This is a genomic window from Bacillus sp. SJ-10, assembly GCF_002843505.1.
GTDB lineage: Bacteria > Bacillota > Bacilli > Bacillales > Bacillaceae > Bacillus > Bacillus velezensis.
Map to the genome: position 1 here is coordinate 2,122,233 of NZ_CP025258.1, position 13,510 is coordinate 2,135,742.

The 13,510-nt window shown below is 45.9% G+C and carries 13 protein-coding genes and 2 pseudogenes; 12 read left to right on the top strand and 3 right to left on the bottom strand.

The features are described from left to right. Window positions 1-10 precede the first annotated feature (10 nt). Window positions 11-367 carry a ribosome silencing factor gene (rsfS, locus tag CXL14_RS10860; protein ID WP_007408260.1) on the top strand — a complete coding sequence of 119 codons (357 nt, stop codon included), beginning with the start codon at window positions 11-13 and terminating at the stop codon, window positions 365-367. Further along, window positions 364-1,101, top strand: a complete 738-nt coding sequence (locus tag CXL14_RS10865; RefSeq protein WP_014418421.1) for a class I SAM-dependent DNA methyltransferase — start codon at window positions 364-366, stop codon at window positions 1,099-1,101. Before rsfS ends, CXL14_RS10865 begins: the two co-directional genes overlap by 4 nt. Before the next feature lie 68 nt (window positions 1,102-1,169). Here the strand turns inward: CXL14_RS10865 and comER are convergent, their stop codons facing one another. Next, complete coding sequence (gene comER, locus CXL14_RS10870) at window positions 1,170-1,991, bottom strand: late competence protein ComER (RefSeq protein ID WP_014418420.1); 822 nt, start codon at window positions 1,989-1,991, stop codon at window positions 1,170-1,172. 58 nt (window positions 1,992-2,049) lie between these two features. Here comER and CXL14_RS10875 point away from each other — a divergent pair, with 58 nt between their 5' ends. From CXL14_RS10875 to CXL14_RS10885, 3 genes are all read left to right on the top strand, one after another. Further along, the gene (locus CXL14_RS10875) at window positions 2,050-2,664 is read left to right on the top strand and encodes a helix-hairpin-helix domain-containing protein (RefSeq protein ID WP_014418419.1); all 615 of its coding nucleotides are present in this window, start codon (window positions 2,050-2,052) and stop codon (window positions 2,662-2,664) included. Window positions 2,665-2,730: 66 nt separating this feature from the next. Continuing rightward, a complete protein-coding gene (locus CXL14_RS10880) occupies window positions 2,731-3,300 on the top strand; it encodes a ComE operon protein 2 (RefSeq protein ID WP_003152868.1) in 570 nt (189 codons plus the stop codon). Continuing rightward, window positions 3,301-5,652: a DNA internalization-related competence protein ComEC/Rec2 gene (locus CXL14_RS10885; protein ID WP_014418418.1), complete on the top strand. Its 2,352-nt coding sequence runs from the start codon at window positions 3,301-3,303 to the stop codon at window positions 5,650-5,652. It abuts the gene before it with no gap. Window positions 5,653-5,670: 18 nt separating this feature from the next. Here the strand turns inward: CXL14_RS10885 and CXL14_RS10890 are convergent, their stop codons facing one another. Continuing rightward, a complete protein-coding gene (locus CXL14_RS10890) occupies window positions 5,671-5,805 on the bottom strand; it encodes a YqzM family protein (protein ID WP_003152870.1) in 135 nt (44 codons plus the stop codon). Between the two features lie 40 nt (window positions 5,806-5,845). Here CXL14_RS10890 and CXL14_RS20075 point away from each other — a divergent pair. Both CXL14_RS20075 and holA read left to right on the top strand, forming a co-directional pair. Beyond that, window positions 5,846-5,997, top strand: a pseudogene (locus tag CXL14_RS20075) (hypothetical protein). 39 nt (window positions 5,998-6,036) lie between these two features. Beyond that, a pseudogene (holA, locus tag CXL14_RS10895) lies at window positions 6,037-7,078 on the top strand (DNA polymerase III subunit delta). 16 nt (window positions 7,079-7,094) lie between these two features. Here holA and rpsT read toward each other — a convergent pair. Next, the gene (rpsT, locus tag CXL14_RS10900; protein ID WP_003152876.1) at window positions 7,095-7,361 is read right to left on the bottom strand and encodes a 30S ribosomal protein S20; all 267 of its coding nucleotides are present in this window, start codon (window positions 7,359-7,361) and stop codon (window positions 7,095-7,097) included. Between the two features lie 202 nt (window positions 7,362-7,563). Here rpsT and gpr point away from each other — a divergent pair, with 202 nt between their 5' ends. From gpr to hemW, 5 genes are all read left to right on the top strand, one after another. Then, a complete protein-coding gene (gene gpr / locus CXL14_RS10905) occupies window positions 7,564-8,670 on the top strand; it encodes a GPR endopeptidase (RefSeq protein WP_014418417.1) in 1,107 nt (368 codons plus the stop codon). 67 nt (window positions 8,671-8,737) lie between these two features. Beyond that, a complete protein-coding gene (gene spoIIP, locus CXL14_RS10910; protein ID WP_007612673.1) occupies window positions 8,738-9,931 on the top strand; it encodes a stage II sporulation protein P in 1,194 nt (397 codons plus the stop codon). 16 nt (window positions 9,932-9,947) lie between these two features. Then, a complete protein-coding gene (locus tag CXL14_RS10915) occupies window positions 9,948-10,286 on the top strand; it encodes a YqxA family protein (RefSeq protein ID WP_007408270.1) in 339 nt (112 codons plus the stop codon). A 132-nt stretch (window positions 10,287-10,418) separates the two neighbouring features. Beyond that, window positions 10,419-12,254 carry a translation elongation factor 4 gene (gene lepA, locus CXL14_RS10920; protein WP_014418416.1) on the top strand — a complete coding sequence of 612 codons (1,836 nt, stop codon included), beginning with the start codon at window positions 10,419-10,421 and terminating at the stop codon, window positions 12,252-12,254. Between the two features lie 59 nt (window positions 12,255-12,313). After that, the gene (hemW, locus tag CXL14_RS10925) at window positions 12,314-13,453 is read left to right on the top strand and encodes a radical SAM family heme chaperone HemW (protein ID WP_012118022.1); all 1,140 of its coding nucleotides are present in this window, start codon (window positions 12,314-12,316) and stop codon (window positions 13,451-13,453) included. Window positions 13,454-13,510: the final 57 nt, after the last annotated feature.

Consider the following 13,510-nt stretch of genomic DNA (forward strand, 5'->3'; position numbering starts at 1 on the left):
AATTTGAAGAATGAATCAAGCTTCCGTATTAAAAATCGCGGCAAAAGCATGCGACGATAAACGTGCAGAAGATATTTTAGCGCTGGACATGGAAGGAATCTCACTTATAGCGGATTACTTTTTAATCTGCCACGGGAATTCTGATAAGCAGGTTCAGGCAATTGCGCGTGAAATTAAAGATCAGGCAGAAGAAAACGGCATTGATGTCAAAAAGATGGAAGGGTTTGATGAGGCCCGCTGGATTTTAGTTGATCTCGGCGACGTCATTGTCCACGTTTTCCATAAAGATGAAAGAAGCTACTACAATCTTGAAAAGCTATGGGGCGACGCGCCGCTCGCAGAGCTTGAGCTCGGCTTGAACTCATGATTTACCAAGGCTTCGCCGGCGTATATGACGAGTTAATGTCACATGCGCCGTATGATGAATGGGCGGGCTGGATCGAAGCGTCTCTTCCGGAAAAGGGAAGGGTGCTTGATCTTGCCTGCGGAACCGGAGAAATATCCATCAGGCTTGCTGAAAAAGGCTGCGAAGTCACGGGGATTGATTTGAGTGAAGATATGCTGAGCTGTGCCCAGCAGAAAAAAACGGGAAAGCCGATTCTTTTTCTCCAGCAGGATATGAGAAAGCTTTCCGGTTTTGAAGAACAGTTTGATGCTGTAGTCATCTGCTGTGATTCCCTAAATTACTTAAAAACGAAAAATGATGTCTTAAGCACCTTCAAAAGTGTTTTTCAAGTTTTGAAGGAGGGCGGCCTGCTTCTGTTTGACGTCCATTCCCCATTTAAAATGACGGAGCTTTTTCCGGACAGCACCCATGCGGATCAGGATGAGCAGATCAGCTATATCTGGCAAAGCTTTGCCGGCGATGAAGAGCTTTCTGTCATCCATGATATGTCCTTTTTCGTATGGAACGGACAATCTTATGACCGCTACGACGAGACGCATGAGCAAAAAACATTTTACATTGAAGAATATGAACAAATGCTTGCAGAGACCGGATTTGAACTGAAGAAGGTGACGGCTGATTTTACAGACCGGCCTCCTTCAACAGAGTCTGAACGTCTTTTCTTCACGGCAGGCAAACCAAAAACCATCGTTTAAACGGAACGATGGTTTTTAAAATGCATTTTTTGCGATTGGCGCGATAAAGCACTTTATGGCATACTCAGTTACACGTGAAATTGCTTCTTCACTAACGATATATCTTCATCGTATTTGTCATGTGTACGCTGAAAGACACGGTTGAACATATCCTGAACACCGCTTTCGAGAGCCTTCAGCCCTTCCCCGGTGACGCCGCCTTTTACGCATACTTTTTCCTGCAAGGCGGGAAGCGTGTAACGCCCTGTTTCAAGAAGCTTTCCGAGACCGACAAGCATTTCCGTCGACATAATTACTGCTTCTTCTTTGGTGATGTCCGTTTCTTCCACTGCCGCGTCAATAAAGCGCTGAACGAGATAACTCATAAAAGCGGGCCCGCAGCTGACAATGTCTGACGCCGCTCTTGTAATGCCGCTGCTGATTTCTACAGGTTTTGAGATATGAGTGAACAGCGTTTGAATATCCGCTTTTGCAGACTCGCTGCAGCTTTTGCCGAACGTAACAAGCGAGACGCCGGCCAAGGCGCGGTTCGTAATGCTCGGAATGACGCGGACCGTCTGACACGGAACCGTATGTTCAATCTGATCCGTCTGAACGGGACTGGTAATGGAGATTAAAATGTGATCTTTCCGTAAATGCGGTGTGAGTTTCTTCAGCAAAGGATATATATCCAGCGGTTTTACACAAATGAATATTATTTCATTTTCCTGTACGAGCTTTTCCTGATCCTCGGTGACATGGATGCCGCTGAAACGTTCTTTTAGTTTTAATGCTTTTTCGATTGTTCTGTTTGTGATGGTGATATGTGAGGGATCGGCAGCGTTTGATTCGATAAACGATTCAATCAGGATCGTTCCCATGTTTCCGGTGCCGATAAAGCCTATTTTCAATGAATTCCCCTCCTTTTTCTCTTAATCCTCTAAACCTTATGCGGGGAGGCAATGCAATATGACGAAAGCGATGATGACGGAGCGGCTGCGGCGGAACCTGAAAATTCTGGGCGCTTGTCTTGCTGCAGGAGCGGTTTTTATCTGTATTTGGCTGTTTCGTTCTGAAAAGGAAGAGCCGGTCAAACAGCAGTCCGTGCTCGGCCAAACAGCCTCAGCATCCGTCGCGGACAAAAAAGACACCGCAGACGATAAGATTATGATTGATGTGAAAGGCGCGGTCCGAAATCCCGGCGTGTATGAAATGGAAGCGGGAGACAGAGTGACGCAAGCCATTGAAAAAGCCGGCGGCCTGAAGAAAAAGGCGGATGAATTGAATGTTAATTTAGCAGAGCAGCTGCAGGACGGGACGATTGTTTATATTCCGAGTGAAGGCGAAGAGGAGAATCGCCCGAAAACAACAGCGGGTGAAAAGGAGAATGCAGCTGTCAATATCAATACGGCATCTCTGGACGAACTTCAGGCGGTTTCCGGGGTGGGGCAGAAAAAAGCGGAAGCGATTATCGCCTACCGAGAAGAAAACGGACGGTTTCAGACTGCTGAAGATTTGATGAATGTATCAGGCTTTGGAGAAAAGTCATTTGAGCGGATAAAAACTTCCATTACGGTAAAGTGAATTGACGGTTTTGCTTAAATCTATGTAAACTTAGAAAAGCAACAAGACTTTTTGGAGGGAACACTTGTGGAACGAATCTCATGGAATCAATATTTTATGGCGCAAAGCCATTTGCTGGCGCTGAGAAGCACATGTCCGAGACTGTCAGTCGGGGCAACCGTAGTCAGAGACAAGCGGATGATCGCCGGCGGATACAACGGCTCAATTGCCGGAGGCGTCCATTGCGCTGATGAAGGATGCCTTTTAATAGATAATCATTGCCAGCGGACCATACATGCAGAGATGAATGCGATTCTGCAATGTTCTAAGTTCGGTGTTCCGACGGAGGGCGCCGAAATTTATGTGACGCATTATCCTTGTATTCAATGCTGTAAATCAATTATTCAGGCAGGTATCAAAACGGTTTATTATGCCGAAGATTACAAAACACAGCCTTATGCAAAAGAGCTGTTCAGCCAAGCCGGAGTCAAGGTGGAGCAGGTCGAACTTGATGAAATGATCATCGATCTGAAAAACCGCGAAAAATTGTCTTTTGTAGCAGGTCTGATTCAGCAATTATCTGATGCGGGGGTTAAGGCAGATGAACTGAAAAAAATTCATGAACAGGCCAATGAGCTGTTTACCAGTTACGTATAAATGAAATATAAATACCTTCTTCTGCCTCTGGCGGCGGTTTCTGCAACTGCGGGAATTGCCGCCGCTCATGTCTTCTGGGTTCTGCTCCTTTTTCTTCTGTATCTTCTCTTTATTATTGTAAAAACAAAGCAGCATGCTCCGGTTATTGTCTGCCTCGTTTCTTTTTGTCTTTATTTCTTTCTTTATACGGTTTGTGACGCTGCGAATGTAACGCGGTATCAGGCCGGCAGTTATACTGAACAGGCCGTCATCACTAACATTCCGAAGGTTGACGGAGCGAAAATGTCAGCCGTTATCCGTACACATGACAAGGAAAAATGGACGGCTTCGTACAAAATCCGGTCTCTTGAGGAAAAGAGACTCATTGAACAGCTTGAACCGGGGATGCGCTGCACGTTTACAGGTTCTCTGGAGCAGCCTGCACATGCGACGGTTCCCGGAGGTTTTGATTATAAGGAATATCTTTACTCTCAGCAGATTCACTGGTTATTTTCCGTGACTTCCATTCAGCAGTGTGAAAAATCCAAACAGCCGCTGTTTAAACTGCTGAACATCAGAAAAAATTTGATTTCGATCATTCGGAATCACGTGCCTGAATCTTCCGCCGGAATTGTTGAAGCGCTGACCTTAGGTGAAAGATTTTCTATAGAGGACGATATACTGAGTGCATATCAAAATTTGGGAGTCGTTCATTTAATGGCGATTTCCGGAATGCATGTCGGTCTTATTACGGCGGGATTATTTTATGCTCTGATCAGAATCGGGCTGACAAGAGAAAAAGCGGGAATTTTGCTGCTGTTGTTTTTGCCGGTGTATACGCTGCTGAGCGGTGCCGCCCCATCCGTATTGCGCGCATCCCTCATGCTGGGATTTTATATCGCCGGAACTCTTGTTAAACGCGGCATTCATTCCTCCGCTGCATTGTCCCTGTCTTATCTGCTGCTCCTGCTGTTTAATCCTTACTTCCTTTGGCAGGCGGGCTTCCAGCTTTCCTTTGCGGTAAGCGCCTCTTTAATTCTGTCATCCTCCATTTTAAAGAAAGCGGGGAAAAGCAGACTTGCCGGGCTTGCGATGGCTTCATTCATTGCGGAGCTCAGCTCACTTCCGTTTCTTCTCTATCATTTTCAGCAAATTTCACTTGTCAGTTTTCCGATGAATATGGTGATGGTGCCATTTTATACGGTATTTGTCATTCCGGTTTCTGTCATCGGTTTCCTTCTTCTTTTACTTTCAAGGCAGATGGGAGAATGTTTGTTTGATATGTTCGACCTTGTGATGAAGCCTGTGCATGATTTCATTACATATGCGGCATCCGTTGATTTATTTACTATGATTGTGTCAAAGCCTGACTTTCTTTCCCTTCTTCTGCTTGCGGTTTCCGTTTTTACTCTTTTTGCGGCTTTGGAAAAGGGAGGTTTTTTAAAACTCAGGAAATCGGTTCTTTTTTTCTGCGCGGTTTTGGCTTATTTAATATGCCGTCCGTATTTCAGTCCATGGGGAGAAGCGGATATGCTTGATATCGGGCAGGGAGACTCACTGTTTATAAGCGCGCCGCACCGCAAAGGGACCGTAATGGTTGATACAGGGGGAGTGATTGCTTATCCCGGAGAATCATGGAAAGAAAAACGCCACCCGTATTCTATCGGCGAGAAGGTTTTGATTCCGTTTTTAAACGGAAAAGGGGTGAAAAAGCTGGATGCGCTGATTTTAACCCATGCGGATCAAGATCACATCGGAGAAGCCGGAGTGTTAATCAAAAATCATAGAGTCAAACGGTTAATTGTCCCCGTGGGATTCGTAAAAGAACCGAAGGATCAGAACATATTAAATATGGCGAAAGAAAACAACATTCCCGTTGCCGAAGCAAAGCGGGGCGACACCATTACAGCCGGTGATCTTCAGTTTCAGGTGCTGTCTCCGGAGTCGTCTGACGGAAGGAGTAAAAATGATTCGTCACTGGTGCTTTGGACGGTTTTAAGCGGAGTGAGCTGGCTTTTGACGGGAGATTTAGAATCGGACGGCGAAACGGAAGTGCTGAAAACGTATCCGAATCTGAAGGCTGATATATTGAAGGCGGGTCATCACGGCAGCAAAAGCTCAACGAGTGAAGCCTTTTTGAAACAGCTTCAGCCGGAAGCGGCGCTGATTTCAGCAGGAAAAGAGAATCGATACCATCATCCGCATGAAGAAGTGCTGGATCGTTTGAAGGCGTACTCTGTCAATGTGCTTCGCACCGATATCAGCGGAACGATTCAATACAGATTTAAAAAAGGCGCCGGAACGTTTTCCGTCTTCCCTCCATATGATATAGAAGAAATCAGGGCGCAAGAAGTAAAAAAGACTGCCGATTGACAGCAGCCCGGAATGCGGCTAAGAGCCGATAAGATGGATGGCTGTTGCCATCACGAACAAAAAGGCGAAAAATCCGAAGGACACGACAAAACCGACAGCTGAGTCAACAGCATCATTTCGTTTGCTTTGAACGTTTTTTTCAAAATCATTCAATTTCATCCCTCCTGACTTCCCTAAGTATACTGGAATTGTTTTGAAAAATCTAGAAGTGATGGTAACGTTTTCTGTTCTTGTGATTATCGCCTTTTTACAAGCAGACCCGGGAGCTTGTGAATCAGGCGTTTATTATAAATGAGGAAGCTGTCCTTAAAGCTTCCTCTTTACTATTTGCCGAACTCAATTTAGGATAGAAGGGGATCAAGAAAGAGAGGAAGTCATACGATCATGGTATTTGATGTTTGGAAAGCCCTGAAAAAAGGGGATGTCCGCTCCGTTTATTGTTTATACGGAAAAGAAACGTATCTGCTCCAAGAAACTGTCAGCCGGATCAGACAAGCTGTCGTTGATGAGGAGACAAAGGATTTTAACCTGTCTGTTTTTGATCTTGAAGAAGATCCGCTTGACCAGGCCGTAACCGATGCGGAAACGTTTCCGTTTATGGGAGAGAAGCGGCTGGTCATCGTAAAAAATCCGTCTTTTTTAACAGGGGAAAAAAAGAAAGAAAAAATAGAGCATAATACAGCCGCTCTGGAGACTTATCTGAAGGAGCCTGCACCTTACACGGTCTTTGTGATTGTGGCTCCGTATGAGAAGCTGGACGAACGGAAAAAGCTGACGAAAGCGCTGAAGCAAAAAGCCCTTATGATTGAAGCTAAGGAGCTGAATGCAAAGGAGACGACTGATTTTACGATTAATCTGGCGAAATCCGAAAATAAAATGATCGATACAGAAGCTGCCGAGCATTTGGTTCTGCTTGCAAACGGCCATCTGTCTTCCATATATCAGGAAATACAAAAACTCTCCGCCTACACCGGTGACAGACATGAGATCACACTTGAAGATGTCCGGGAGCTCGTCGCAAGAAGTTTGGAGCAGAATATTTTTGAGCTGATCAACAAAATCGTGAACCGAAAACGGACGGAAAGTCTTCAAATATTTTATGATCTTTTAAAACAAAACGAAGAACCGATCAAAATTATGGCGCTGATCGCCAACCAATTCCGTCTGATTATGCAGACGAAGTATTTTGCAGGACAAGGATACGGCCAAAAGCAAATCGCTTCCAACTTAAAGGTGCACCCCTTCCGGGTAAAGCTGGCGATGGATCAGGCGAGGCTTTTTTCTGAAGAAGAGCTGCGGCGTATTATAGAAAGACTCGCAGTGATGGATTATGAAATGAAAACGGGGAAAAAGGACAAGCAGCTCTTGCTGGAGCTCTTTCTCCTTGAGCTTCTCCGGACTGAATGAAAAAAACGATCCCCGTTAAAGGGATCGTTTTTGTATTATGCAGAAAGTCCGTTCACTTGTTTCGCAAGTCTAGATTTGTATCGAGCTGCGGCATTTTTGTGTACAAGACCTGTTTTCACTGCTTTATCAATGCGTTTCGCTGCTTCAGAAAGAGCAGTTTTCGCTTTATCCGCTTCGTTATTAGCAACAGAAGCTTCAACTTGTTTGATTGCAGTACGCATAGCAGATTTGATTGTCGCGTTATGAGCGCGGCGTTCGTTGTTTGTTTTTGTACGTTTAATCGCTGATTTAATGTTTGGCATGTGTTTCACCTCCTAAGATACAACCTGTAGCACAGTGTCTTAAGGTTAAATCTTCTTCACAATAGAACAAATTGTATTCTATCAAACAGAACTTTAGATTGCAATATAAATGTAAAGTATTTTTCGTTGATGGGTAAATTCGCATGATTCGTTTTGTAAATGGCCACACTATGTACCACGATGATTGAAGGAGGTCTTCCCTGTGAAAAACAACGAACTGGATGTCAATCAATTTCTGATACGGACGGATTTAGCGGTAGAAACGAAACAGGCGGTAAAAGACGGACAAGCCGGTCAGAAAAAAGAAATAAACGGGTTTATTGAAAAAGAACGCGACAAGGGCGGCATTAAAGTCAGAACCGTCGATATTACCAAAGAAGGCGCCGAGCTATCGGGGAAAAAGCAGGGGCGCTATGTCACGATCGAGGCTCAAGGGGTTCGGGAACACGACTCTGAGATGCAGGAAAAAGTAACGGAAGTGTTTGCCGAGGAATTTTCCGCCTATCTGTCGGCATTAAAGATTCCAAAGGATGCAAGCTGTTTGATCGTCGGTCTGGGCAACTGGAATGTGACGCCGGATGCGCTCGGCCCTCTCGTGACCGAAAACCTTCTTGTGACAAGGCATTTGTTCAGGCTTCAGCCGGAAAATGTACAGGAAGGGTACAGGCCGGTCAGCGCGCTTGCTCCCGGTGTGATGGGTTTAACGGGAATTGAAACGAGCGATATTATTCAAGGTGTGATCAAAGAATCAAAGCCGGATTTTGTGATCGCGGTAGACGCTCTTGCGGCAAGAGCCGTTGAAAGGGTGAACACGACCATCCAATTTTCTGATACGGGCATTCACCCGGGATCAGGCGTCGGCAATAAGAGAAAAGAATTAAGCAAGGAGACGCTCGGCATCCCCGTCATCGCAATCGGGGTACCGACTGTCGTTGATGCGGTTACGATCGCAAGCGATACGGTGGATTATATTTTAAAACATTTCGGCAGAGAGATGAAAGATGACAGCCCGTCAAGATCTCTGGTGCCCGCCGGAATGAACTTCGGCAAAAAGAAGGTGCTGACAGACGAAGACCTTCCCGGAGAAAAAGAACGCCAATCCTTTCTCGGTATTGTCGGCACGCTGGACGAAAACGAAAAACGCCAGCTGATTCACGAAGTACTTTCTCCGCTCGGCCATAATCTGATGGTCACGCCGAAGGAGATTGACACCTTTATTGATGATATGGCGAATGTGCTTGCAAACGGGTTAAACACCGCCCTTCATGAAAAAGTGTCACAAGATAACAAAGGTTCTTATAATCATTAAAATGGTTCTACCTCCTCTAGCTTGTTCATAGAGTAATTACTAGACAAGCGCTGGAGGGATTCAAATCATGAGAAAAAAACGCAGAAACCGTCAAATTGTCGTTGCAGTAAACGGTGGAAATGCGCTCAAGGGCATGTTTTTGTTTATGACAAGCCTTATCGTTATTTTCGTATTATCGGGTGTGCTCACATCGCTTCGCCCTGAACTGAGGCTTTCTTCGGATTCTCTTCACGGAATTGCCGGAGAACTTCCGGGTGACGCGTTTGCACACCTCCTCGGCATGGAAAATCATTATTTCGCCTCAGAGCTTCCTGAAAAAGACTCTTTTCAGCTGTCCCGGCTTTCCTTAAAACTGGCGACAAGCATTAATATGGAAGACCCGCGGAGTTTCTTGGGACGTGAGCTGCCGGGATTTGCCCAATACGATACGGAGATCCTTCTGGCGGGGCAGGGGACGGATTATACGAATATGCCGGCTGAATCTCCGCCGCCGTCAAAGGTGATGGAAAAAGAAAAAGAAGTGAATCTGGCAGAAATCGAAAACAAAACGAAAAAAGAGGAAACGGCGCCGCCGAAACATTCAACAGGCAGCAAAAAAGTCGTCTTTATTTACCACACTCATAATACCGAATCCTATCTTCCTCTGTTAAAGGGGGAAACAAATCCGGATAACGCCCGCCATTCGAAGGCCAATGTCACGCTTGTCGGAGATATGTTCGGAAAAGCGCTTGAAGCGCAAGGTGTAGGAGCGACCGTAGATAAAACCGACATTCAGGCCCGCCTGAACAAAGACGGCTTAAATTATGCGCGAAGCTACGACGAATCAAGGCCGGTCGTAAAAAGCGCGCTCGCCAAAAATAAAAACCTGCAATATACCATAGACATTCACCGGGATTCCCGCCGCAAGAAAAATACGACAGCCGATATTAAAGGAAAAAGCTATGCCAGAGTCGCCATCGTCGTCGGCAAAAAAAGCGCTAATTTTGAAGAAAACTATAAACTCGCAAGTGAACTTCATAAGCTGATGGAGAAAAAATACCCCGGCTTAAGCGTCGGTGTTTTATCAAAAGGCTCTCCGGGAGATAATGGAGTATACAACCAAGATTTAAACGACCGGTCGCTTCTGCTGGAATTCGGGGGCGTGGATAACAATCTTGAAGAACTGAGGCGCGCATCAGATGCCGTGGCCGATGTGTTCAGCGAACTGTACTGGGATGCAGAAAAGGTCAGCTCGCAATCAGGAGAGAAGAAAAAACAATAGAAATCAGGTGATTCAAATGATCCGTTTTACCGGCAAATGCCTGCTGATCGCCATTGTCATGTTTTTCGGCGTTTTGTTCGGTATGCAGCAGGCAAACAGCGGAATGCTTGATATGAAAGGATACAAAGATCCCTCCTTAAAAGGAGCATTCACGCTCGGCGGCGGAGAAGGACAGGAAAAAGAAGCTTCCATTTTGGGACAAACCGTTACGGCGAAAGATCTGGAAGAAAAACAAAAACAGCTGGAACAGGCGGAAACCTTCAACCTGTTTTCAAAAGCCGGAGAAACCCTTTCAAATACCGTGACGGACTCGGCGCAGGCGATGTATGAGTGGGTTTCGAAACTGAACCGTTAGCATTGATGAAGAGAAAAGCGGATGATTCCTTAAAGGAAGCTTTTCTCTTTCTTGTTTTAATTGAATGTTTACAATCCTATTGATATAATCTAAGCTAGTGTATTTTGCGTTTAATAGTAGGAGTGATAGATTGTGACAGATAAAGAAAAGCGTTTAGAGAGGCAGTCAAGAATCCGGAATTTCTCCATCATCGCCCACATAGACCACGGCAAATCGACCTTGGCGGATCGGATTTTAGAAAAAACATCGGCGATCACCCAGCGGGAAATGAAAGAACAATTGCTTGATTCAATGGACCTTGAACGCGAACGGGGAATTACCATCAAATTAAATTCCGTTCAGCTGAAATACAAAGCAAAAGACGGAGAAGAATATATATTCCATCTCATCGACACGCCCGGACACGTCGACTTTACATATGAAGTATCGCGAAGCCTGGCTGCCTGCGAAGGCGCGATTCTCGTTGTTGATGCGGCTCAGGGAATAGAAGCGCAGACATTGGCGAACGTCTATCTGGCGCTTGATAATGATCTTGAGATTCTTCCTGTCATTAATAAAATCGATCTTCCGAGCGCAGAGCCAGAACGTGTGCGTCAAGAGGTTGAGGACGTTATCGGCCTTGACGCTTCAGACGCTGTCCTCGCTTCAGCGAAAGCGGGCATCGGCATCGAAGACATTTTAGAGCAGATCGTAGAAAAAGTGCCGGCTCCTGCGGGAGATCCGGAAGCTCCGCTGAAAGCGCTCATCTTTGACTCGCTTTATGACGCGTACCGAGGAGTCGTCGCGTATATCAGAGTCGTAGAAGGAACGGTCAAACCGGGCCAGAAAATTAAAATGATGGCAACCGGAAAAGAGTTTGAAGTGACAGAAGTCGGTGTGTTCACGCCGAAAGCAACTCCGACAGATGAACTGACCGTCGGCGATGTCGGCTTTTTAACTGCTGCGATCAAAAATGTCGGTGACACACGCGTCGGTGACACGATAACAAGCGCGGCCAATCAGGCTGCCGAAGCATTGCCTGGATATCGCAAGCTGAACCCGATGGTGTATTGCGGTTTGTATCCGATCGATACGGCCAAATACAACGATTTAAGGGAAGCTCTTGAGAAGCTTGAACTGAATGACTCATCGCTTCAATATGAAGCAGAGACATCCCAAGCGCTCGGATTCGGTTTCCGCTGCGGATTTTTAGGTATGCTTCACATGGAAATCATTCAGGAGCGGATTGAGCGTGAGTTTAAAATCGACCTGATCACAACGGCACCGAGTGTTATCTATGATGTGTATATGACAGACGGCGAAAAGGTTGTTGTCGACAACCCGTCCAACATGCCTGACCCGCAAAAGATCGAAAGAATCGAGGAGCCGTATGTAAAAGCGACAATGATGGTGCCGAACGATTATGTCGGTGCGGTGATGGAGCTTTGCCAAGGAAAACGCGGCAATTTTATCGACATGCAATATTTAGACGCAAATCGTGTCAGCATTGTCTATGACATGCCATTAGCGGAAATCGTCTATGAGTTTTTTGATCAGCTGAAATCAAGCACAAAAGGCTACGCGTCCTTTGATTACGAACTGATCGGCTACAAACCGTCTAAACTTGTCAAGATGGACATTATGCTGAACGGAGAAAAAATCGACGCCCTTTCATTTATCGTGCATCGCGATTACGCGTACGAACGCGGAAAAGTAATTGTGGAAAAACTGAAAGAGCTTATTCCGCGCCAGCACTTTGAAGTACCGATTCAAGCAGCGATCGGACAGAAAATCGTGGCCCGCTCGACCATTAAGGCCATGCGGAAAAACGTCCTTGCAAAATGTTACGGAGGAGACATCTCGCGGAAACGGAAGCTTCTTGAAAAACAAAAAGAAGGAAAACGCCGGATGAAGCAGGTCGGCTCAGTAGAAGTGCCGCAGGAAGCGTTTATGGCCGTTCTTAAAATGGATGACAGCCCGAAAAAATAACGGAAGCCGCCGCAGTCCCGCACTGCGGCTTCTTTCTGTAAAGAAGAAGGTGTTTCAAAATGAAATCAGCTTATATTCATATCCCGTTTTGTGAGCATATCTGCCACTATTGCGATTTCAATAAATATTTTATTCAGAGCCAGCCTGTCGATGAGTACTTAAACTCACTCGAAAAGGAAATGATAAATACAATAGAACGGACGGGACGCCCTGATCTCCGTACGATTTTTATCGGGGGAGGCACGCCGACATCGCTCTCACCCGTCCAGCTGGAAAAATTGATGGATTCCATTCACCGCGTGCTGAAGCCTTCTGACGGACTCATAGAATTTGCCGCGGAAGCGAATCCGGATGATTTGTCCCCGGAAAAATTAAAAATCATGAAAAATGCCGGTGTCAACCGGCTGAGCTTCGGTGTTCAAACCTTTGAAGATGAGCTTTTACAAAAAATCGGCAGAGTGCATAAACAAAAGGACGTATTCACTTCCTTTGAACGTGCGAGGGCTCTCGGCTTCGACAACATCAGTCTCGATTTGATGTTCGGCCTGCCGGGTCAGACGCTGGCCGATCTTGACAATTCCGTCAAAACGGCTTTGTCTCTTGATGCGGAGCACTATTCCGTTTACTCGCTGATCGTAGAGCCGAAAACGGTGTTTTATAATTTAATGCAAAAAGGCCGCCTGCATCTCCCGGCGCAAGAACAAGAGGCCGAGATGTATGAAACGGTCATGAGGCAGATGAGTGAAGCGGGCATCCGTCAATACGAGATCAGTAACTTTGCAAAGCCCGGATACGAATCGCAGCATAATCTGACGTATTGGAGCAATGAAGAGTATTTCGGTTTTGGCGCTGGCGCTCACGGATATATCAGCGGTACGCGCACCGTCAACGCCGGGCCTGTGAAACATTACATGCAGCTCATCGAAGAAAAGGGGCTGCCTTACCGTGACACGCACGAGGTGACACGTGAGGAGCAGATTGAAGAAGAAATGTTCCTCGGTCTCAGAAAAATGTCCGGCGTACAAAAGCAAGCTTTTCTCGATAAATTCGGACGCTCGGTCGACGAACTGTTTCCCGATGTTCTCAAAGATTTAACCGAAAAAGGCCTGATCTGTGACACGGAAGAATCGGTTGCATTAACGCATGAGGGCAAATTATTAGGAAATGAGGTTTTTGGCGCTTTTTTGGGTGAGTTATAATTGACATTTTTCTTTTGGTTTGTTACTTTTGATATAGAATTAGCACTCGCTGACCTT